Here is a 20,490-nt window from a genome sequence, read left to right as displayed (position 1 = left end):
AAATAGCACCACCCAGAAAATATCCACCGGTCATTAATGGCGGGTGGGGGCCTTCATCTAGCGGATCAGGTCTGGACCATGAATACCACATCATTTGAATCCCTTGACTCCCAGTACATCTCGACTCTGGCCGGGCTTGGGCAGGAAACAGAAGACCCAAGGACATTCCGGCCTCAGCAGTTCAATCTCACCTCCTTGCCCAAGTCCAGCTTCAAGGCACCCACCGCCGAAGATTTTGACAAGGGGGCTCGAGTGCTCATGGAGGAGTCGCCACCCAGCCCTGGGCGTTCAGCGTTTTCCAAATGGTTTAACAAATTATCCCGCCGCCAGGTGCCGTGATTCCCGCGAGCGGACTGCCCTTGGATGCAGACGCGACCCGTTGAGCTGGTTACAAACGCTCAAGATTCACTGGGGTGCGCCTGGCGTTCTGGACGCCAGCCTTCGGAACCATTGTTTTGCGGGCACCACTCAATCGGTGCTTGTGCCACGTTGATCTCAAGGCGTTTTCGAGGATCAGGCAATCGAGGCCCAAGCTTGGAATCCAGATAGGGTGGAGGTGAATCATGAGTGGCAGTGTCAGTAATCCAGGCTTCGGGCATACGGTGGCATCAATGACACCCGGGCCGATGGGGAGTGGTCAGTCTCGCTATGAAGTGGATGCCCGTGCATTGGGTAAGCCGCTGCCAGCGACGCAGCCAATCAATGGCCGTTTTGCGAATGGTGCCGACCGGCACTTTGACGGCCAGAATCTGTACGGAGGTATGAGCAAGGTCGGGAACCCCTTTGTCAGCTCAGACGACCATTTGCTGGCGACCGATCTGAAGAACAATCTTTCCTTGCTGGACGCCTTCAAGAAAGATGGCCGCCTGACCCAGGGATCTTTGCAGGAAATAGCCAAGGAGGAACCCAGCAGCAGCAAAGTCTCGGAGCGCACCATCATGTTGGCGCGGGAGATACTCAACCGCCCTCGGCTGAACGAGGCCATCATCGCAAAGGGTGGTGAAATTACCCATGAAAGCCTTGCCGATGCTGCTGGCTCACAAATCGGCAATACCAACCCCAACACGCAGAGCGCTGATCCGTTCCATGCGAAAACCGACGCACAGGTTGTCGAAGCATTCCGGGGGATGTTCGATGATTTACGAGACAAGTCGGAGGATTACAATTTCCTTTTCGGGGCACAAAAACATCGGTATGTGAACAAAGACACGATTATCGAAATGAGCAAGGACCCTAATCAACTGGGCAACAACGGTGAGCCTCTGCGGGATGCTCGCACGGGGTTTCCTTTGAAAAAATACAGCGAACAACAGGTATACCTGGCCAAGAATCTTCTGGAAAGGCCCGGGTTGATGGCTTCTCTGGACAGTTATAAAGCCAATGGTCACAGCATCTTCGGCAGCCGTAATGACGATGGGTGGTTGAAGAACTACAGCATCGATCGCTGGCTGGAGAATGATAAGAAAGAACGGGCTGTAAAACCGTAGACACCGCCTATCCCTGCAACCGTGGCTATCAAGTGCGCAGGCGTGCAGGGGCAACCCGAAAGGCCCAGGCTGCTCGTGCGTGCCTTGCGCTCATACTCGCAGTATTTTCCCACTGACCGCCACTGCCGCCAGCAACACACCTATCAGCAGGAAGGCGGTTGCCAGGCTGCTGCCATGTGCAATCAACCCGATCACGGCAGGCCCGGCCAATATGCCGGCATAGCCCAGGGTGGTAATGGCCGGCACGGCAATGTGTTCCGGCATGACGTTCTGTTTGCCGACAGCGGTATAGAGCACCGGGACAATATTGGAGCAGCCGGCGCCTACGAGTGCGTAACCCAGCAAGGCCAACTCCCAGGACGGCGACAATGTGGCGAGGAAGGTGCCGGCTGCCGCCAATGCGCCTCCGGCTACGATCACTCGGCTGGCGCCCAGCCGGCGCACGATGGCATCACCGGTCAACCGCCCGACCGTCATGGTCAAGGCAAATGCTGCATAACCCAGGCCCGCGTAGGCTTCGCCCAGGCCACGCTCGGCGCTGAGGAACACCGCGCTCCAGTCAAGCACCGCCCCTTCGGCCAGGAACACGATAAAACACAGGCAGCCGATGAACAGCACCACGCCGTGGGGGATGGCAAAGGCCGGTCCGGAACTCTCACTGCCATAAGGCAGCAGGTGCGGCGCGGCCTTGAGCAACGCCGCCAGCGTAATGACGATCACCGCCAGGGTCGCCTGCAGAGGTGACAGGCCCAGCCCCAGCAATGCCGAGACCCCGGCCGCACCGACAATCCCTCCCAGGCTGAACAGCCCATGAAAGCCCGACATCATGGTCTTGCCGCTGGCCCGCTCGACGATCACCGCTTGCAGGTTGACGGTGGAGTCCACCGTGCCCAAGCCGGCACCAAACAGGAACAACCCGATCATCAACCATGGAACCGAACTGACCGTAGCCAGCATCGGCAACGCCAGGCAGATCAAGATCGTCCCGGCACTCAACACGCGCCGGCAGCCATAGCGCGACGCCAGCGCGCCCGCCGCGGGCATGGCGATGATCGAGCCGACCCCCAGGCACAACAACAGCAGGCCCAGCGTGCCTTCGCTCAGGTCGGCGCGGGCCTTGGCATAGGGTACCAGCGGCGCCCAGGCCGCGATGCCGAAGCCGGCAATGAAAAAAGCGATACGGGTCGACATTTGCTCCAGCCGCCCGGGAACCACGGACGCTGGGATGGGGATGGCAGTCATGAAAAATCCTTGGTATTGCGTTCGATGAACGGTGTGCGGCGCGACATCGTTGCACATCAGGCCTTGACGCGCGAGCAGGGTTCCCTCGGGATTCCGGGTGGTTGTGAATTTTATTTTTACAAACCTGGAACCTCAGGTTGGCCGGCAACCACACAAGCGGTATCGAGGGTGCCGGAGGCGATCTGGAAGGTGCGTAATCCCTCGCGAGGGCTTTTGAACCCCTGGGTTCTCGTGGTGGATTACCACCTTCCAGGCCGCCTCCCATTCACGGTACGTTCTGTAATACGCTGTTGCCTGCATAGGCAGGCAAGCGGATGAACCCAACGATGAAAAATTTCCGGCGACCGGCGCCATGACCCGGTTCTACGATGCTCGAGGCAATATCTATGCGGTAGTCAGCCCAATCTCATTAAGGGACAAGGGTATCGACGTGCCCGAGAGCGCTTCCTTGGCCGCGACGGCTCGCCACCGTTGGACGGCATCGGCCATCGCCGCGCAATGCGGTTGGGGCTCGACACCACGCCCGCCCGGCGCCAAGGCGCATCGCTGTGACGGCCTGCTGGTCGGGCCGTTCCAGTGCGAGCCGCCGTTTGACCTGCTGATCGTCAACACCGACGGCTCTCTGGCCGAGCGCAGTGGCAATGGCCTGACGATTTTCGCCCAGGCACTCACTGACCAGGCCCTGATGACCGGTGCCTGTGAGCTGCGGGTGCATCACGACAAATCGGATGCGGTATCCCCGGTGTCGACACAGGTCGAGCCGGCAGTTCGCGAACAGGTTGCCGGGTTCTGGCTTGGACTGGGGTTACCCACGTTCGGGCCCGGGAGGGTGGGGGCCGAGGCGGTCGCCCAGGTGTTCCTGGGCGAAACGCAACTGAGCCACGTGAGCGAACTGGCGGCGATCAACCCAGGGTGGGCCACCAGTCAGTTTGTGCGGGTGGGCAATCCCCATTGCGTGACGCTGGTCGAGCAGGTATCCGCCTTGCCGGATAACGCACAGATGCAGCAGCCTGGCCTGTTCGAGCCCTTGAAGGCGATTGCCTTCGCCCCTCCGGCGGGCGGCGGTCGGCCCTGTGTGGCTGGGGTCAACTTGCAATGGGCGGCGCGACAGCCCGGCAACCGCGTCATCTCGCGGGTGTTCGAGCGTGGCGAGGGACCCACTGCCTCTTCCGGGACCAGCGCCAGCGCCGTGGCGTGTGCAGCCTGGCGTGTAGGCTGGGTCGAGAGTGGGGAAGTCGACGTGGTGATGCCAGGTGGCATTGTGCCGGTGCGCTTGCACACTCAAGGCAAAACACTGCTGAGCGTCAGTCTGTTTGGGGCTGCGCAACCGCAGGCCTGAGGCTTCTTAACGGCTGACGCTGGGATCTGGTGTCAGCCGTTTATCTATCCGTTAGTCATTCTCGTGAAGGTTTAAGTAGGACATTTCTTATTATTAAGAAGTGGCTCTTTGACTTGCTTGCTTATTTCTTAACAGACACTTCCAACTCAGGCGTACGAAACTTCTTTTTTATTTTAAATCGGCCGATTTCTGCCCGGAATCGCTAAGCTTCAGGGGGTCCAGGCACCTTTTTTTGGCAACTTTTTCGATGTTTCAACGAGAGGAAGTACGCCAGGACGTTCATTCATTAACGGCGGGTAACAACGGATGGTTAACGCGTTTGTTTCGTCACGTTTCAATATGATCCTACCAGGCATGAATATCGATTTGCCCGTACTGGCATTCAAAGGCAGCGAGGTGCTTGATCAACCGTTTTTCATCCACGTGCAGGTAGTGAGTGAAAACCCTGCGCTGGACCTGGACAGCGTGCTCCACCAACCGGCCTACCTGGATTTCGGCGAAATGAGCGAAGGCCTGCATGGGCAGGTTTACGCCGTCGGCCGCGATGATCCAGGCCGGCGCATCACGCGTTACCACCTGACCCTGGCGCCACGCCTGGCCTATCTAGCGCACCGGCGCGACCAGCGGATTTTCCAGCAGCGCAGCGTGCCACAGATCATCGCCATGGTCCTTGAGCAGCATGGCATCCTCGCGGACGCCTATAGCTTCGAGCTTGGCCCCGTGGTTTATCCGCCGCGTACATTCTGTGTGCAGTATGCCGAGAGCGACCTGCACTTCATCCAGCGCCTGTGCGAAGAGGAGGGCATTCATTACCATTTTCGTCACAGCGCGGATGCGCACCTGTTGGTCTTTGGTGACGACCAGACGGTGTTCCGTCGTTTGCCCGCGCAGCGCTATTGTGCCGACGGCGGGTTGCCAGCCGATACACCGGTTGTCCAGCGTTTCGAGGTGCGCCTGGCCACTCGTAGCCAAAAGACAGTGCGCCGCGATCACGACTTCCAGCATCCCTCGCTGCAGTTGCAGGACAGCGCGGGCCCTGCGTCGACAGGCCGCCTGGAGGACTATCGTTACCCCGCAGGCTTCACCGGCCGCGCCCGTGGCAAGCAATTGGCCCGTCGTGGGCTGGAGCGCCACCAACGCGACCGGCACCGGGCGTTGGGCAAGAGTGATCAACCCGCGTTGCGCAGTGGGCATTTCCTTGAAATGCGCGAACATCCCGTTCCGTCCTGCAACGACCTTTGGCTGATCACTTCGGTACGTCATGAGGGTTATCAACCGCAGGTGCTGGAAGAAGCGACGCCAGCGGCCGATGGCTTCCAGGGGTATCGCAATCGCTTTACCGCGACGCCCTGGCAAGCCGTGCACCGGCCGCCCCTCAAGCATCCCAAGCCGACCATCAATGGCAGCCAGACCGCAACGGTCACCGGGCCGGCCGGCGAGGAGGTGCATTGCGATGCCTACGGCCGGGTAAAAGTGCGCTTTCACTGGGATCGCCTGGACACGTCCGACGACAAAAGCAGTTGTTGGGTCCGGGTTGCCTCCGGGTGGGCCGGTGACGGGTTCGGCGCGATGATGATCCCGCGGGTGGGCATGGAGGTTCTGGTGACGTTCCTGGAAGGGGATCCGGACCGGCCGTTGATCAACGGTTGCCTGCCGAACGCGCTGCACCGGCCGGCCTATTCCTTGCCGCAGCACAAGACTCGCAGCGTCTTGCGCAGCTGCAGCGTCCTGGGTGGGCAGGGCTCCAACGAACTGTTCCTTGAAGACCGTCGTGGCGAAGAGCTTATTTACCTTCGGGCGCAACGGGACCTGGAGCAGCAGGTCGGCCATGACAGCCGGTTGGAAGTGGCGGGAGAGCGGCGGGAAACCATCCATGGCATCAGCACGGTTCATCTGCAAAGCGAGGAGCATCGCCACGTCACCGGCGATCGCAACGTTGTGCTCGAGGCCAACGATTACCTCGATGTACGAGGCGATAGCCGGACCCACGTGGCGCAGACCCTGGTCGTCGAGGCCGGGCAGCAGCTTCACCTCAAGTCCGGCGCCAGCCTGGTGATCGAAGCCGGCGCACAACTGAGCCTCAAGGCGGGAGGGGAGCACCTGGTCATCCAGGCGGGCGGCATCTTCAGCAGTCGCCCGATTACCCTTGGCGGTGCTCCGTCCGCGACCGGGTTGGCCAACGCGTTGATGGTGGCCGAAATGCCAAAAATGTCTGAAGTCCAGGGCCGCATCATGACCCTGTCCAGGCAACTGGGGGCGGATTACTGCCCGTTGTGTGAACGCTGCCGCGAAGGCCTGTGTGATCTGCCGGGGAGGGCCGCCTGATGCAGAACATGCCAGGCCGATGGATGGATCAACAGCAGCAGGCGGGGCGGCGACTGTGCTTGATCCTTGAGGGGCAGCATGAAGCTCTTCAGCCGCTGCTCGCGGCGCGCGATGTGTCAGGGTATCGCAGCCTCTACGCCGAGACCGCCCTGGCGGAATTGGCGGCGCAAGGCCCCGTTATCCTGCTGCTGGAACGGATGAACGAGCCCGCGCTGCTCAACCTCCTGCACCAACCCGGGACGAACTGGGGCTGGCTGGGCAGCCTGCCCAGCGAGGACCTGGCTGCCGTGGCTCGGCACTGGCGCGACCGCCTGCTGGTGGGGGCGCCAGGCGAGCAATCGCTGTACCGCTTTCACGATAACCGCACCCTGGCGCGCGCGCTGGCCTACCTCGACCGGGACCATTGCCCACTCTTTCTCGGGCCATTGATCAGCGTCTGTTACTGGCACGACGACCGTTGGCATTGCGACGACAACCCGGCGCCCGACGAGTATCCGGTGCCTGACCCCGCCCCTTGGCTGAGCGCGCCAAACCCGAATGCCGAAGCCATCCTGCACGCCAACATCCTGCGTTATCTGTTGGCCGAACACAGCGAAGACCTGGTGGCACTGGTGGAGTTCCAGGACCCGAGGGTCTGGCTGACCCAGGTGTTGGAGCAGGCGCGCGCCTGGCAATGGCGGGCGCCGGAGCAACTGGAGTTTTTGGTGGTGCGCAGGTTGGAGGAGGCCACGGGAAACAGCTTCATACGGTGGCAACCGAAAGAGGAAGAAGCACCCCAGGATCACTTTCAGCGGGTGCTGGAGCAGTGGAAGTTGATGGGGAAAAGGGATGAGTAAAAGATGGTTTGGCGTGTTGATTGTGCTGGGGATGGCGGGCCTGGCGGGATGTGCGGGAAAGCCGGTTGATAGCTTCACATTGGAGGTGGATCTGCCAGCGGAATTTCGCTTTATCGGCGCCGCCTACTACGGTCCCGCGACGAGACAAACCTGTACGTTGCCGAGGCGTCGAGGCAAGAGACCGGAGCGGAAAATTTTTATTGCGCGTTACAAGCCTGTGGCTGAGCGAGTGAGTTTTGAGTTGCCGCTGACTGAGGTGATTGAAGGTTGCCCTACGGTTTTGCGGAGTGTGGAGTTTGATATTTATGCGAAGTGGGGAAAACGAGATACGGACGTTGGGGGAGATATTGCAGGTTTCTCGATTCGAGATCCTTCGCGTGCTGAGGTATCCGGAATGCCAGAAACGGGTGTTCATGAACTGCGCGGGCGGTGTCAGTGGTTGTTTCGAACTGTAGGGCCGCAGCACGCGATCAGGAAAATTCTTACATGCGGTTCTTTGGATGCAGCGGATCAATCGCCAAGGTTTGTGCATCGAGATCAGTTAACAGAGAAAACACTCAGGATTGCACTGACTGTAATTGATAAGGAAGAACCGGCTGTTGGTGATAACTGGGTAGTCGTACCAGGCGGCTGGAGGCGTTGTAGAGGTAGAAGTTTTGAAGACCTTGATGCGTTTTGTAACGGCAATACCTCCGACTTCAAACCCATAAAAATGCCGGATGGTCGCGTATGTGATGTTTATCCATCGTGTAAATAACAAGGAGCAAGTTCATGAAGCTGGATGCACGGAAGCAATCTTTTTTCAGTGATAGCAAACCGGCCTGCTCATTGCGAGGGCATTGGGTGAGCTTTTGCCTGGTCGATGAGCTGGGCGTTGGAGCGGCATACGGTGGTCTGCCCTACACCGTCCACGATAGCGCAGGGCAGCAGTACAAAGGCAGGCTGAATGGAGAAGGGTTTGCCAAGCTACAAAATATTTACTGCGGACCTGTGGTGCTGGTTTTTGACGAATTGTATTCAGGAACAGAGCAGCCTTATCAGCGGCTGATGGTGCGCCCCACTTACAAGCTCCCTATCACCGAGCTTCAAGTTCGGGCTGAGCAGACTCGGTTTGCTGGCTCTGACGGTCGGTGCACCGAAGGGAGTCGAGCTCAGCAAACGGCCAACCGGTTCTATCAAGTTGAAGTACGAGATTTGGTCCGCCATGTCGCGCACTTACCGCCGATTGAACCGCGAACTCATCAGCCCCAACGGCATGCATTAGAAATGATGGCAACCCTGGGATTTAGTCCGCCGCAGCCGACGTTGGCGGGGGTGATGTTATTTCCCAATTGCCACACTGTTCTGGAGGTTAGGCCGCTACGAGCCCTGCGGCCATTGCTTTCAACGGAAGACGGGTTCTGTGCGTTGAATCTTTATCAACTGGCGTTGATGGCCTCCTTGAGTTATTGCAGCTTCGGCCAGGAGCCACCCCAAAAGCCCCAAAACGAAGTTCGCTTCCCGCTTGATCCCAGCGTCGGGCACCTTTTCGCTGAAAAGCTCTCGGGTTATCACGAAGCCTGGCGAGTCGATGCAGAACAACAGCAGCGCTTCTACCCCCTTTATGAGGAGGTGTCATACTCTCGACGCTTCGAAATTCTGCCCTTCGATCCTGTGATGTATCCACAAAACCGACCGGAGCTGGGCGAGAAGCAAGAGCACCCGGCGCGGCTGCACTTTTTCGACGATAAAGAGTTTGGTACCGATACTCAGGCTTTTATCAGCCATCACGAGGAGGTGATCCTGATTGCGGTACGTGGCACCGCCAGTGCCGCTGATGGGCTGCGGGATGCAAATGCTCACCAGGTAGCTTTCGCTGAAGGCGTAGGCAAGGCACACGAAGGTTTTTATCAGGCTTATCGTGCGATGCGCGATTTCGTATTGCGCTATCTCGACCAATTTCACACCGATCAACGAGTAATCATTTGCGGTCATAGCCTTGGGGGCGCAATTGCTTTGCTTCTCGCCGAAGGCCTGCGTCGAGCAACGGAGGGCAACTACAACATCCTCCTCTACACCTACGGCGCCCCCCGCGCCGCCGACGCGGAATTCACCGCAGGCGCCTCCACCCTGGTCCACCACCGCATCGTCAATCACAACGATCCGGTCCCCAGTGTTCCAGCCCCGTGGATGAACACCACCGCCAAACTCTGGGTTCCTGGCGCCGTCACACTGTTCAGCGCTCCCGCACCGGGCGGCCTGTTGTTCGCCGCCGGCCTGGTACGGTTGGGCGGCAACCCCTACCAGCACCATGGCGAACAACAACACTTCATGCCGATCATGCTGGCGGATGGCACGCGTTCATCGGTTCTTTGGAAGCCCGGTTGTGAATCCATCCAGGAGGCCGGCTGCAACCGAGCGTTGCAACTCCACGGTGACATGCCCGGCCGCGATAACCTGCTCAAACAGCTGTTCCAGGCCAATCAGCACTTCATGACCGCCAGCTACATCCCGGCTGCCTGGGCGACGCTGCGTCGCTGGCAACAAAGCCAGGAAAGCGGCGGCCCCTTGGTAACGCCAAGAGAGTTCGAGTTGCTCGACCAAGCACTCGAGGACATGCGCCAGCAACTGCGCAACAAGCGCCGCGAACTCGCCCGTCTGCGCCCCGCCAACGACCGTGGCTATGAGCACAACGACGCCTTGAACAGCGAGATCGATCGCTTGCACACCAGTCGCGAGCGCCTCGCAACCCTGCGCTGGCGCCGGCTTGAAGCCCGTGATGTCTACGGCAGCCACGCCCACGGCGCCCACTTGCAGCCCAGCCTCAAGCGCTGGTTCAGCCACCGTGAAAACCGTGAGCTGTCGCAAGTCGCCAGTATTCCTCCCGCCATGAACGACGAATGGGGGAGGGCGCAGACGCTGGATATCGATTCGATCGTATGACCCAGGCTTTACATGAACTCCACCTGCGCGGGCTGACGCTTCATCAACACGTTGCCGTTGCGGATCGAGTACAGCGGCAAGCCCTGGCTGCGGATGACCTCGTAGTCGCTGTCCGCCGAGAGGATCAACAGGTTCGCCGGCCGTCCCGGTTCCAGGCCGTAGCGCTCACCCAGGGCCATGGCCTTGGCACTGTTGTCGGTCACCAGGTCGAGGGCGTTCTGCAGGTTGCGGTAGCCGAGCATATGGCAAATGTGCAAACCGGCTTCGAGCACCCGCAGGATGTTGCCATTGCCCAGGGGGTACCAGGGGTCGACGATGGAGTCCTGGCCGAAGCACACGTTCATGCCGGCCTCCAGCAGTTCGTTGACCCGGGTGACGCCGCGGCGTTTCGGGAAGGTGTCGAAGCGGCCTTGCAGGTGAATGCTTTCGGTGGGGCAGGAGACAAAGCTGATACCCGAATGCCCCAGCAGGCGGAAGAGTTTGGCGCAGTAGGCATTGTCGTAGGAGCCCATGGCCGTGGTGTGGCTGGCGGTGACGCGCTCGCCCATGTCGCGGCTGCGGGCTTCTTCGGCCAGGACTTCAAGAAAGCGCGAGTGCGGGTCGTCGGTTTCGTCGCAATGCACGTCCACCAGGCAACCGGTACGTTCGGCCAGGTCCATCAGGAACTTCACCGAGCTCACGCCTTGGTCGCGGGTGTACTCAAAGTGGGGGATACCACCGATCACGTCGGCGCCCAGGCGAATGGCTTCTTCCATCAGTTCGCGGCCATTGCGGTACGACTCGATACCTTCCTGGGGGAATGCGACGATTTGCAGGTCGATCAGGTGGGTGGTTTCTTCGCGCACCTTGAGCATGGCCTTGAGTGCCGTGAGGTCCGGGTCGGTGACGTCGACGTGGGTGCGCACATGCTGGATACCGTGGGCGGCGAGGGCCTGGATGGTCTTCCTGGCGCGGGTCTTGGTGTCTTCCTGGGTGATGGTGGCTTTGCGTTCGCCCCAGCATTCGATGCCTTCGAACAGGGTGCCGCTCATGTTCCAGCGTGGCTCGCCGGCGGTCAGCGTGGCGTCGAGATGGATATGCGGCTCGACGAAGGGTGGGATCACCAGGTTACCGGCGGCGTCCAGGTCGTCGGCTGCGGCAGTCGGTGGCCGCGATTGCGGCGTGATGCTGGCGATCCGGCCATGTTCCAGGTGCAGATCATGCAGGCCTTCACGGTTGCGCAGGCGGGCGTTGATGATGTGCATGGGCAAGTTCCTCTTGGCTAAAGACAATCAGGCAGACAGTCGCCAGATCATCAGCGCAATGCCGATGTCCAGGCGATCATTAGCATTATCCAGCGTCAGCCCGCACAGGGCCTCGATGCGCTGGACGCGGTGGGTCAAGGTGTTGCGATGCACGGCCAGCCGCTGGGCGGCGGCCACCAGGTTACCATTCTCGTGAAACCAGGCTTGCAGGGTGGGCATCAGGCTGGGGCCATGGTGCGCGTCGTGGCGCAGCAATGGGCCGAGGCGTTCGTTCAAAAATTGGTCGAGCAGGGCGCGATCACGGACACCGCTGAGCAATTTGAGCACGCCCAGTTCGTCGTACACGCACAACCCGGCCCGCTCGCTGAAGCGTCGCGCAGCGGCGAGCGCCTGACGGGCTTCATCCTGCGCCTGGACCAGGCGTGCCGGTGGATGAGCCGCGGCGCTCAGGCCGACGAACAGTTTCAGTGGCGCCAGGCGCAGGTTCAGCGGTTTGAGCCAATCGGCCAATTGTTGGCGGTTGGCCTGCGCGGCGACGGCATCCGGCGCAGGCAGCAGCAGCGTCCATTGCCCGGCTCGGCCATGGACCGGCACGCCTGCCGAGAGTTGACGCAATCGGCGGCTGATGCCGTCGTGTTGCCGGGCCAAGTGCGCCTCGACAGACGCCGCCGCACCTTGGGCAAACAGCAGCTCACTGCCCTCCAGCTGCAATTGAACCACCTGCCAGGACCCGGCCAACGGCATGCCCAACTGCGCGGCCCGGTGCAGCAGCAGATCCAGGGATTGGTAATCGCCGGCCAGCAAGCGCTCCAGCACGTCATGCCGTGAGCGCCCCAGTTGTTCGGACTGGATCAGCGCCGAACCAATCGCCTGGGTCACCAGCACCATTTTCAGCGAGTAAGGCTGCTCGATCAGCGGCATGCCGGCGGCTTCGGCGGCAGCTAGTAAACGCTGGGGAATCGCCTGGATATAGGCAGGCCCGGTCAGCACCACCAAACCTGCAACCTGACGTTCGCAGGCCTCTTCAAGCAATTGCAGTAAGTTGGCTTCGTCACGCGGGTGATTGATCCCGGTGACGAACACCAGCTCGCCGCCCAGCACCCACTCGGCGATCCCGCTGTTTTCGGCCACATAGGGCCAGCGCACGCCATTGTCCAGGCCCGTCTCACCCGCGCGCAGGCGCAGGGATTCCAGGCCTGGCAGGGCCAGCACGTCGGCGACGGTCAGGCTCATGCCCGGGCGTCAGCCAAGGGCACACGCACCCGTAGTACGGCGGTGAGCGCGATGTAGGTCAACGACGCGACAACGATCCCCACCAACGGCGCGACCCAGGGTGAGTTGAACGCCAGCACCGTGCCCACGGCATAGGCCACCAGCCCTGGCCAGTTGAACGCCGGCAGGCGCGCGTCGGCCAGGCGCGGATAGCGGCCGCGGTAGCGATAGAAAAAGTCCGCCATGATCACCCCGCCAATCGGTGGGATCACCGTGCCGAGCAGAATCAGATACGGCACCAGCAGGTCATACATGCCGAGCAACGCCAGCAGGGTCCCGATCACGGCACCGGCCAGGGTCACCGTTTTGCGGCGCTTGGTGCGCAGCAGGTTGCAACCGGCTACCGCGAAGTTGTAGATGGTGTTGTCCTGGGTACTCCAGATATTGAGCAGCAGCATGGCCATCGCTGCCATGGCGAAGCCTTGCAGCAGCAAGACTTCGACCACGTCCGGCTGTTGATAAACGATGGCACCATAGGCCCCGATCAGCACCATCAAGCCGTTGCCGATAAAGAAACCGATCAGGCTGGCCAACACCGCCACCTTGGCCGAGCGTGAAAATCGCGTCCAGTTGGTGGCCTGGGTCGCACCGCTGACAAACGTGCCGAACACCAAGGTAATGGCCGTGGACAAATCCAGCTCACCGGTCGGCACCACTGCCAGCAATCCATCCAGGCCGCCGACTTTCACCGTGGCCACCCACATCGATAGAAACAGCAGGATGCCCATGGCCGGCACCGCGATGTAGGACAGGATCTCCAGCCCGCGATAACCAATATAGGCCGTGGCGCAGAACACCAGGCCAAACACCACCATCAGCGCCAGCACGCTGCCCTGGCTCAACTCGAAATACTTGCCCAGCACCACGGCGGCAGTGGCGGTGCCCCAGGCGTACCAGCCGATCTGGGTGAAGCCCAGGATCAAATCACTGAGCTTGCTGCCCACTTCGCCAAAGCAGAAGCGCCCCATCAATACCGAATTAAGCCCGCTCTTGAACGCGATATAACCCAGGCCTGCGGCGTAGATCCCCAGCAGCAGGTTACCCAAGGCCACGACACCGAGCATGTCGGTAAAACTGAAGGCCACGCCCAGCTTGCCGCCGGCAAACATGGTCGCGGTAAAAAAGGTAAAGCCCAGCAGCACCATGGCGGTCGATGCCAGGCCCTTGCGCGCATGCATCGGGACTTCGCTTAAGGGGTAATCGTTGCCCGGTTCTTGCTGCGTCATGTGCCTTGCTCCCTGAATGAGTGACGCAGGCCGTTGCACCGCGCGTGCCAAAGCGGCAAGCAGTGACGGGCGCACGGTGGGCGTTGTGCACTGTGCACAGTATTTATAGCCAAACAGGGGGGGAACGCTGGAGAAGATGTTCGCAGTGCCCAATCGGGCACGAAAGCGGTGCAGCGGTGATACAAATTGGATCAGTCGAACAGGCACAAAAAAACCACCGTGCAGGTGGTTTTTTCATATCCCATGCTTACTCGCCGCGGTAGATGCAGCCGCTGGTGCAGGTCTCGTGGATGCGAATCGCACTGAGCTCGGGCAGCAGGGGTTGGAGTTCCTTCCAGATCCACTTGGCCAGCACTTCGCTGGTCGGGTTTTCCAGGCCTGGGATGTCATTGAGGTAGTTGTGGTCGAGACGTTCATAGAGCGGCTTGAAAATCGCCTTGATCTCCGAAAAGTCGCGAATCCAGCCGGTATGGGGATCCAGGTCACCGCTGAGGTGGATCGCCACCTTGAACGAATGCCCATGCAGGCGCCCGCATTTATGGCCTTCCGGCACGTGGGGCAGGCGGTGGGCGGACTCGAAGGTAAACTCTTTGAAGATTTCCACGGTATTTTCAGCTCGGTCAGGTATCTGGCAGGCGGCGAGTTTAACAGCTTGATCACTTGCCGCGCATGCCGCTGGGTCAGAGTACTTGCAAGTGCTCGCCCAACCGGCCGTTATCCGCCAGTTCCAGAAACTCATCGCCCAACCGTCGGCTCTCGCTCATCGCCGTCTGCCAGTACCGGTTACGACTCGCGTCATCACCCATGAAGCGCTTGAAGTCGCTGCGATCAGGCAGTTTGCCGTAAGGCAGGCGGGCCAGGTAATCCCTTGACGGCGCCAGCAGCAAAACATCCTGCAGGCCCTGTTGGCTGCTGCGTCGCCACGGCAGGCCCTTATCGAACCAGCCCGGAATGACCCGGTCGGTAAAATGCGGGTACAGCACGATGTCGTCACCGTGGTAGGGCAGGTCAAGGTGGTAGTCGAGCAGGCCGCCGTCGCGGTAGGTGCCGGCACCCGCGCCCGGCAGGTCGCGTACGCCCTGCATTACCATGGGGATCGAACCCGACGCCAGCAGTGCCTGGCGCAGGTTGCCCAGCTCGAGGCTGAGGAAGCGCGACGGGAAATCCTTCAATGGATGCACCGGCGGCGCCTGGCGCGGGTCGTGGATGATCAGCCGTTCGAAGTGCCGCGACAGCCGTGCGCGGCCGCGCAGGTTATCCGCAATCACCGACGACAGGCCCAGCCCGAGGCGCCCACGGTGGTCATCGGCAAGCAGGCCGTGGCTCTTGACCACCAGGATGTTGAGGCGGTAGTTCGGGTTGTCCAGCACCCGTGCGTCTCGTCCGGCCAGCAAGTCGTCGAGCATGCGTTGGCAACTGCGGCTGACGTCGGCCATGGTCACGCCTTTGGCAAAGCGCTGTTCGTTATACAGGCGGCCCAGGTCCAGCAGGCCTTGCGCCGGGTCGGGCAGGCAGGCACTGGCAAACCGCCAGGAGCCGATGGAGGCGCCGATCAACGACCGCTCCCGAGGTGCGCGAGGCAACCAGTCGCCGAACAGCGCCAGGTCCAGCCCCTGGATACCCAGCGCCTTGGGGCCGCCGGCCGCGCCAGGCAGGATGCCGACGTCGGCCGGCGCGAGGCCTCGCTCACGAATGCGCGCCAATGCGCGTTTGCCGGCCTTGAGGGTCAGGGCGGGAAATTTGATGTGGATCGCTGTCATACCGGTCTCTGGTGAAGTGAGCAGGAATTATAAGAAATCTCGCACAATGATTGGAGAAGAGGCTTGTCGGAAATTGCCATGGTGGCAATTCAGTTTCAATTAAGTTGCGGCGGGTAGGGTGGCCTGCGTAGGAAAACATCCTGTAACGGAGACTCATGATGAAACGCCTCACCGCTCTGGTCGCCGCCGGTATCATCGCCCTCACGGCAACCCAGGCCGGAGCCGTGGACCCCGACAAACCACTGAAAGTGCCCGCCACTGTTACTATTGTCGCCTTTGACCAACTGGAAGCCACGGCCCTGGCCTTGCACCCGGGTTCGAGGCTGCTGGATACCGACTTGGACGAGGAGTACGGCAGGTATCTCTACCAGGTCGAATTGGAAGATGCCCAGGGCATCGAATGGGACATTGAATTGGACGCGCTCACCGGGCAGGTTCTCAAGAATCATCAGGATACGTAATGAAGGTAAATTTACGCGCCGGCAGTCGAGTCGCGCTGGTGCTCCTGGCATTTTGCTCCAGCCTGGCGGCCCGCGATCTCAATCAGGATGAAGCCCTGGCCTTGCGCCAGCAGGGGGTGATCCTGCCGCTGGAGGACCTGTTGCACCAGGCCATGGGACGTTATCCCGGTTCACGCCTGCTGGAAGCCGAGCTGGAAAAAAAGCACGGCCGATATGCTTATGAAGTGGAGCTGGTGACCACCGAAGGGGTGGTCCGCGAGATCAAGCTGGACGCCAGCACCGGTGTGCTGATCAAAGACGAGGAAGACTGATGCGCCTGCTGCTGGTGGAAGACAACGTACCGCTGGCCGACGAACTGGTGGCCGGCCTGCAACGCCAGGGCTACGCCGTCGACTGGCTGGCCGATGGCCGCGATGCGGCGTACCAGGGGCGCAGCGAGCCCTATGACCTGATCATTCTCGACCTGGGCTTGCCTGGCCTGCCAGGGCTTGAGGTGCTGGCGCAATGGCGCGCCGCCGGGTTGGCCATTCCGGTGCTGATCCTCACCGCCCGTGATTCCTGGGCTGAGCGCATCGAAGGGCTCAAGGCCGGCGCCGATGATTACCTGAGCAAACCCTTCCACCCGGAAGAGCTCCACCTGCGCATCCAGGCGCTGTTGCGCCGTTCCCATGGCCAGGCCAACCAGCCCACCTTGCAGGCCGCCGGGCTGCATCTGGATGAAGGTCGCCAGTGCGTGCTGCGCGACGGCGCGGAAATCCAGCTGACGGCCGCCGAATTCCGCCTGTTGCGCTATTTCATGCTGCACCCCGAACAGATCCTTTCCAAAAGCCACCTGGCCGAGCACCTGTACGACGGTGAGACCGAACGCGATTCCAACGTGCTGGAAGTCCACGTCAACCACTTGCGCCGCAAGTTGGGGCGCAGCGTGATCGAAACCCGGCGCGGCCAGGGTTACCGGTTTGGCGCCAGCCCTGCATGAAGTCCATTCAACGACGCCTGAGCCTGGGCCTGATCAGCGTGATGGTGATCGTCGGCGTGGTGCTCGCGCAGACCAGCCTGTGGTTGTTCGAAACCGGGCTGCAGCGCTACCTGGAAGCCGGGCTGCGTAACGATGCCGAAAACTTGCTGGTGGCGATGGTGCGCGGGCCCAACGGTTTGCAACTGGACGAACAGCATCTGTCGCCGGCCTACCAGCGGCCGTTTTCCGGGCATTACTTTCGTGTCGATTTTGCCGATACCCACTGGCGCTCCCGCTCGCTGTGGGACCAGGAATTACCGCGACTGCCCGAGGTCGGGATCAAGGGCAACCTGCAACTGGGGCCGGAGGGCCAGCAATTGCTGGTATTGCGCTCGGACTACAAGCGTTTCGGCCAGTTAATCTCCATCAGCGTGGCGCAAGACTACACGCCCGTGCGCGAAAGCTTCCGGCTGATGCGCCAGATCGGCCTGGTACTGGGGCTGGCGGCGCTGCTGGTGGTGCTGGTGCTGCAACGGGTCACCGTCCGCCGCGCCTTGCGCCCCCTGGAAACCGCGCGTAACCAGATCGCGCAGCTGCAGCAGGGCCAGCGCTCGCAGCTCGACACCCAGGTGCCCCTGGAGCTGGAGCCGCTGGTGGCGCAGATCAACCACCTGCTGGCGCACACCGAAGACAGCCTCAAGCGTTCACGCAATGCGCTGGGCAACCTCGGACACGCCTTGAAAACCCCCCTGGCGGTGCTGCTGAGCGTGGCCTCCAGCGAGCAGCTCAAGGACCGTCCCGAGCTGGCCAAGCTGTTGCGCGACCACCTGGAACAGGTGCAGCAACGCCTCAACCGCGAACTCAACCGCGCTCGCCTGGCTGGCGAAACCTTGCCGGGTGCGCTGTTTGACTGCGAAAAGGAACTGCCCAGCCTGTTGGCCACCCTGAATATGATCCATGGCGAACACCTGGACCTGAGCTACCACGCCGACCCCGGCCTGCAATTGCCCTGGGACCGCGCGGACCTCCTGGAAATGCTCGGCAATGTGCTGGACAACGCCTGCAAATGGGCGGACGCCGAAGTGCGCCTGACCATCACCGAGACCGAGCACAGCTACCTGCTGGCCGTGGAAGACGATGGCCCCGGCATCCCCGAAACCCAGCGTGATCAGGTCTTCAGCCGCGGTACACGCCTGGATGAACAGATCGATGGCCATGGCCTGGGACTGGGGATCGTGCGCGATATCGCCGAAGTGTGGGGTGGGGTGTTGCAGTTGCAGGATGCTGAACTGGGCGGCCTTAAAGTGCTGATCGAATTGCCCAAGCGTTAACGCCGGGCACAATGTGGTTTGCCTGCGATAGCCCTAGGTATCTACACAACGTTAACGGCTGACGATCTCCTGTAGTGAGCGGGCTTGTCCCGCGCTGGGTGGCGAAGCCGCCCCAAACCAGGCGCCCCGGTTTTGTCTGGAGTTCGGCGGTGTCTCGATCGGGGCGGCTGCGCCACCCAGCGCGGGCGGTGCGACGATTCGCCAAGCCCGCTCACTACAAAATTGTGTAGATCCTTAGGCTGCGACAGCATCACCTTGGCTGGACGCAAAAACCGAGTCGCCTGCATCGCGGGCAAGCCCGGCTCCCACAGAAAAGCACTCCCACGCTCAGTCTTCAGACGCGGAACTGATCCATCAACCCCTGCTGCTGGTTCGCCAGGCTGTTCAACGCCTGGCTTACCCGCGCCGATTCGTTCGCCTGCTCGGACAGCGACTCGGTCACGTCCCGAATGGTCGCCACATTGCTGTTGATCTCTTCGGCCACGGCGCTTTGCTCTTCGGCGGCGCTGGCGATTTGCAGGTTCATGTCGCTGATCACCGTGACGGCAGCGCCAATCTGGCGCAGGGCGGTCACGGCCTCTCCCACTTGTTCGACACTGCCCTGGGCCTGGCGATAGCTGTTGCCCATGGCGCCGACGACATCGGTGGTGCCGCTTTGCAATTGCTCGATGACCAGACGGGTTTCTTCCACCGACTCCTGGGTACGCCGCGCCAGGTTGCGCACTTCATCGGCCACCACGGCGAAGCCACGGCCGGCCTCACCGGCGCGGGCGGCTTCGATGGCGGCGTTGAGTGCCAGCAGGTTGGTCTGCTCGGCAATGCCGCGGATCACTTCGAGCACCGAACCGATTTTCTCGCTGTTGGCGGCCAGGCCTTCGACCTGGGTCATGGCCGTGCTCATCTCCGCCGCCAACTCCCCAATGTTGCGGGTGGTGCGGTCGATCACCGTCAGGCCGTCACGGGTAGACTGGTCGGCATCGCGGGCGGCTTGGGCGGCCTGGGCGGCGCTGCGTGCCACATCCTGAGCGGTCGCGCTCATTTCATGGGACGCAGTGGCTACCTGGTCGACCTGGCGATACTGCTGTTCCATGCCGGCGCTGGTTTGGGTGGCAATCGCGGCGGATTGGTCGGCGGTGCCACGGGCGTCCTGCACCGAGCGTTTGACCTCGGCGATGATCGGTTGCAGTTTGTCGAGGAAACGGTTGAACCAGCCCGCCAGTTGCCCCAGTTCGTCCTGCTTGTCGTATGCCAGGCGGCGGGTCAGGTCGCCTTCGCCGCTGGCAATGTCTTCGAGCATATGCGCCACCCCCAGGATCGGCCGGGTCACGCTGCGCGCCATCAGCCACACCAGGATCAGGCCGACGACCGCGGCGAGCAGGCCCAGGCCGAGTTCCAGCAGGGTGCCCTTGGCGTTATCGGCATCCAGTTGCGCTTTCAATGCTTCAGCCGGTGCTATCAGGACCTTCGCCGGCACATCCAGCAACACGCCCCATGGCTTGCCGTCCGGGATCGGCGCGAACGGCGCCAGCACCTTGAGTTGATGGTCGGTGCGCAGGCTGCGGATGTGTGTGCTTTCGGCCAGGGCGCTGATCAACTGCGCGCCGTTGGCGGTGTCGACCTTGTCCAGGCGCTGGCTGAGTTTGCCGGCGTCCGGGCTGTAACCGGCGAGCAAACCGGTGGGGCTGAGGATGCTGACCTGGGTCTGGCCGTCATACAGCTTGTGGCTGGCCTGTTGGCTCACGGCCTGCAAGCTGTTGAGGTTGATGTCCACCGACAGCGAGGCGATGACTTTGCCATTGGCCATCAACGGGAAGACGATGCTGGTCATCAGCACGTTTTGCCCGTCGATCACATAAAAGTAGGGCTCGATCACGCACGGCTTGAGCGTGGCGCGCGGGCAGGTGAACCAGGCGTTGGCTTTTTCACCGCTGGGGCCGACGCGGGTGTCGGACATGTCGCTTTCCGGCAGCGCCATCGAGGTCAGCTTGCCCGGCGTCGGTTGCGACCAATACAGGGCGAAGCGCCCCTTATCGTTGCTGCCCAGTTCGGCCTGGCCGGCGAACAACTCATCCTTGCCATCCAGCGCA

18 protein-coding genes and 1 pseudogene are annotated in these 20,490 nt (G+C 61.5%); 11 read left to right on the top strand and 8 right to left on the bottom strand.

Translation table 11 applies throughout. The annotated features are described in order from the left end of the window. The first annotated feature begins 78 nt into the window (after positions 1-78). Positions 79-339, top strand: coding sequence for a hypothetical protein (locus BLL36_RS27235; RefSeq protein WP_076954737.1), 261 nt, complete (start codon positions 79-81; stop codon positions 337-339). 224 nt (positions 340-563) lie between these two features. Then, complete coding sequence (locus tag BLL36_RS27230) at positions 564-1,487, top strand: hypothetical protein (protein ID WP_231998957.1); 924 nt, start codon at positions 564-566, stop codon at positions 1,485-1,487. Between the two features lie 90 nt (positions 1,488-1,577). Here BLL36_RS27230 and BLL36_RS27225 read toward each other — a convergent pair whose 3' ends face one another. Continuing rightward, positions 1,578-2,729: an MFS transporter gene (locus BLL36_RS27225; protein WP_076954700.1), complete on the bottom strand. Its 1,152-nt coding sequence runs from the start codon at positions 2,727-2,729 to the stop codon at positions 1,578-1,580. A gap of 352 nt (positions 2,730-3,081) precedes the next feature. Between BLL36_RS27225 and BLL36_RS27220 the strand changes: the two genes are divergently transcribed. The 5 genes from BLL36_RS27220 (at position 3,082) to BLL36_RS27200 (ending at position 10,151) form a co-directional block, all read left to right on the top strand. After that, a complete protein-coding gene (locus BLL36_RS27220) occupies positions 3,082-4,068 on the top strand; it encodes a diaminopimelate epimerase (RefSeq protein WP_076954699.1) in 987 nt (328 codons plus the stop codon). Positions 4,069-4,374: 306 nt separating this feature from the next. Beyond that, on the top strand, positions 4,375-6,393 hold the full coding sequence (locus BLL36_RS27215) for a type VI secretion system Vgr family protein (protein ID WP_076954698.1): 2,019 nt from the start codon (positions 4,375-4,377) through the stop codon (positions 6,391-6,393). Beyond that, positions 6,393-7,229, top strand: coding sequence for a DUF4123 domain-containing protein (locus BLL36_RS27210; RefSeq protein ID WP_076954697.1), 837 nt, complete (start codon positions 6,393-6,395; stop codon positions 7,227-7,229). Before BLL36_RS27215 ends, BLL36_RS27210 begins: the two co-directional genes overlap by 1 nt. Next, positions 7,222-7,986 (top strand): hypothetical protein, encoded by a 765-nt coding sequence (locus BLL36_RS27205; protein ID WP_076954696.1) that lies wholly within the window; start codon positions 7,222-7,224, stop codon positions 7,984-7,986. The genes BLL36_RS27210 and BLL36_RS27205 overlap by 8 nt, the downstream gene beginning before the upstream one ends. A 14-nt stretch (positions 7,987-8,000) precedes the next feature. Next, positions 8,001-10,151 (top strand): lipase family protein, encoded by a 2,151-nt coding sequence (locus tag BLL36_RS27200; protein WP_076954695.1) that lies wholly within the window; start codon positions 8,001-8,003, stop codon positions 10,149-10,151. A gap of 8 nt (positions 10,152-10,159) precedes the next feature. Here BLL36_RS27200 and codA read toward each other — a convergent pair whose 3' ends face one another. The 5 genes from codA to BLL36_RS27175 form a co-directional block, all read right to left on the bottom strand. Continuing rightward, positions 10,160-11,395 carry a cytosine deaminase gene (gene codA, locus BLL36_RS27195; RefSeq protein WP_076954694.1) on the bottom strand — a complete coding sequence of 412 codons (1,236 nt, stop codon included), beginning with the start codon at positions 11,393-11,395 and terminating at the stop codon, positions 10,160-10,162. A gap of 27 nt (positions 11,396-11,422) precedes the next feature. Then, entirely contained in the window at positions 11,423-12,628 is a 1,206-nt protein-coding gene (locus tag BLL36_RS27190) for a PucR family transcriptional regulator (RefSeq protein ID WP_076954693.1), read from the bottom strand. Further along, positions 12,625-13,893 carry a cytosine permease gene (codB, locus tag BLL36_RS27185; protein WP_076954692.1) on the bottom strand — a complete coding sequence of 423 codons (1,269 nt, stop codon included), beginning with the start codon at positions 13,891-13,893 and terminating at the stop codon, positions 12,625-12,627. The genes BLL36_RS27190 and codB overlap by 4 nt, the downstream gene beginning before the upstream one ends. 247 nt (positions 13,894-14,140) lie before the next feature. Next, complete coding sequence (gene queD, locus BLL36_RS27180) at positions 14,141-14,497, bottom strand: 6-carboxytetrahydropterin synthase QueD (protein ID WP_083735343.1); 357 nt, start codon at positions 14,495-14,497, stop codon at positions 14,141-14,143. Positions 14,498-14,573: 76 nt separating this feature from the next. Beyond that, positions 14,574-15,653, bottom strand: a complete 1,080-nt coding sequence (locus BLL36_RS27175; RefSeq protein WP_076954691.1) for a patatin-like phospholipase domain-containing protein — start codon at positions 15,651-15,653, stop codon at positions 14,574-14,576. 158 nt (positions 15,654-15,811) lie between these two features. Here BLL36_RS27175 and BLL36_RS27170 point away from each other — a divergent pair, with 158 nt between their 5' ends. The 4 genes from BLL36_RS27170 to BLL36_RS27155 are packed head-to-tail and all read left to right on the top strand — an operon-like array spanning position 15,812 to position 18,403. Next, positions 15,812-16,114, top strand: a complete 303-nt coding sequence (locus tag BLL36_RS27170; RefSeq protein ID WP_076954690.1) for a PepSY domain-containing protein — start codon at positions 15,812-15,814, stop codon at positions 16,112-16,114. Further along, on the top strand, positions 16,114-16,425 hold the full coding sequence (locus BLL36_RS27165) for a PepSY domain-containing protein (protein ID WP_076954689.1): 312 nt from the start codon (positions 16,114-16,116) through the stop codon (positions 16,423-16,425). Before BLL36_RS27170 ends, BLL36_RS27165 begins: the two co-directional genes overlap by 1 nt. Beyond that, positions 16,425-17,093, top strand: coding sequence for a response regulator transcription factor (locus tag BLL36_RS27160; protein WP_076954688.1), 669 nt, complete (start codon positions 16,425-16,427; stop codon positions 17,091-17,093). The genes BLL36_RS27165 and BLL36_RS27160 overlap by 1 nt, the downstream gene beginning before the upstream one ends. Further along, entirely contained in the window at positions 17,090-18,403 is a 1,314-nt protein-coding gene (locus BLL36_RS27155) for an ATP-binding protein (protein ID WP_076954687.1), read from the top strand. The genes BLL36_RS27160 and BLL36_RS27155 overlap by 4 nt, the downstream gene beginning before the upstream one ends. A gap of 334 nt (positions 18,404-18,737) precedes the next feature. Here BLL36_RS27155 and BLL36_RS31830 read toward each other — a convergent pair whose 3' ends face one another. Together BLL36_RS31830 and BLL36_RS31825 are read right to left on the bottom strand one after the other, a co-directional pair. Next, the gene (locus BLL36_RS31830; RefSeq protein ID WP_394329503.1) at positions 18,738-19,493 is read right to left on the bottom strand and encodes a methyl-accepting chemotaxis protein; all 756 of its coding nucleotides are present in this window, start codon (positions 19,491-19,493) and stop codon (positions 18,738-18,740) included. A 102-nt stretch (positions 19,494-19,595) separates the two neighbouring features. Then, positions 19,596-19,742: pseudogene (locus tag BLL36_RS31825) on the bottom strand (HAMP domain-containing protein); the annotation flags it as partial. Between the last annotated feature and the right edge of the window lie 748 nt (positions 19,743-20,490).

The sequence above is a fragment of the Pseudomonas cedrina subsp. cedrina genome (genome assembly GCF_001983175.1).
Classification (GTDB): Bacteria; Pseudomonadota; Gammaproteobacteria; order Pseudomonadales; family Pseudomonadaceae; genus Aquipseudomonas; species Aquipseudomonas cedrina.
This window is presented reverse-complemented; position numbering and strand designations above follow the sequence as displayed.

Coding starts and splice junctions, on each gene's coding strand:
- BLL36_RS27175 (WP_076954691.1), bottom strand. CDS start 15,653: ATGACAGCGATCCACATCAAATTTCCCGCCCTGACCCTCAAGGCCGGC.
- BLL36_RS27210 (WP_076954697.1), top strand. CDS start 6,393: ATGCAGAACATGCCAGGCCGATGGATGGATCAACAGCAGCAGGCGGGG.
- BLL36_RS27200 (WP_076954695.1), top strand. CDS start 8,001: ATGAAGCTGGATGCACGGAAGCAATCTTTTTTCAGTGATAGCAAACCG.
- BLL36_RS31830 (WP_394329503.1), bottom strand. CDS start 19,493: ATGGAACAGCAGTATCGCCAGGTCGACCAGGTAGCCACTGCGTCCCAT.
- BLL36_RS27160 (WP_076954688.1), top strand. CDS start 16,425: ATGCGCCTGCTGCTGGTGGAAGACAACGTACCGCTGGCCGACGAACTG.
- BLL36_RS27205 (WP_076954696.1), top strand. CDS start 7,222: ATGAGTAAAAGATGGTTTGGCGTGTTGATTGTGCTGGGGATGGCGGGC.
- BLL36_RS27215 (WP_076954698.1), top strand. CDS start 4,375: ATGGTTAACGCGTTTGTTTCGTCACGTTTCAATATGATCCTACCAGGC.
- BLL36_RS27155 (WP_076954687.1), top strand. CDS start 17,090: ATGAAGTCCATTCAACGACGCCTGAGCCTGGGCCTGATCAGCGTGATG.
- BLL36_RS27220 (WP_076954699.1), top strand. CDS start 3,082: ATGACCCGGTTCTACGATGCTCGAGGCAATATCTATGCGGTAGTCAGC.
- BLL36_RS27170 (WP_076954690.1), top strand. CDS start 15,812: ATGAAACGCCTCACCGCTCTGGTCGCCGCCGGTATCATCGCCCTCACG.
- codA (WP_076954694.1), bottom strand. CDS start 11,395: ATGCACATCATCAACGCCCGCCTGCGCAACCGTGAAGGCCTGCATGAT.
- BLL36_RS27225 (WP_076954700.1), bottom strand. CDS start 2,729: ATGACTGCCATCCCCATCCCAGCGTCCGTGGTTCCCGGGCGGCTGGAG.
- BLL36_RS27165 (WP_076954689.1), top strand. CDS start 16,114: ATGAAGGTAAATTTACGCGCCGGCAGTCGAGTCGCGCTGGTGCTCCTG.
- codB (WP_076954692.1), bottom strand. CDS start 13,893: ATGACGCAGCAAGAACCGGGCAACGATTACCCCTTAAGCGAAGTCCCG.
- BLL36_RS27235 (WP_076954737.1), top strand. CDS start 79: ATGAATACCACATCATTTGAATCCCTTGACTCCCAGTACATCTCGACT.
- BLL36_RS27230 (WP_231998957.1), top strand. CDS start 564: ATGAGTGGCAGTGTCAGTAATCCAGGCTTCGGGCATACGGTGGCATCA.
- BLL36_RS27190 (WP_076954693.1), bottom strand. CDS start 12,628: ATGAGCCTGACCGTCGCCGACGTGCTGGCCCTGCCAGGCCTGGAATCC.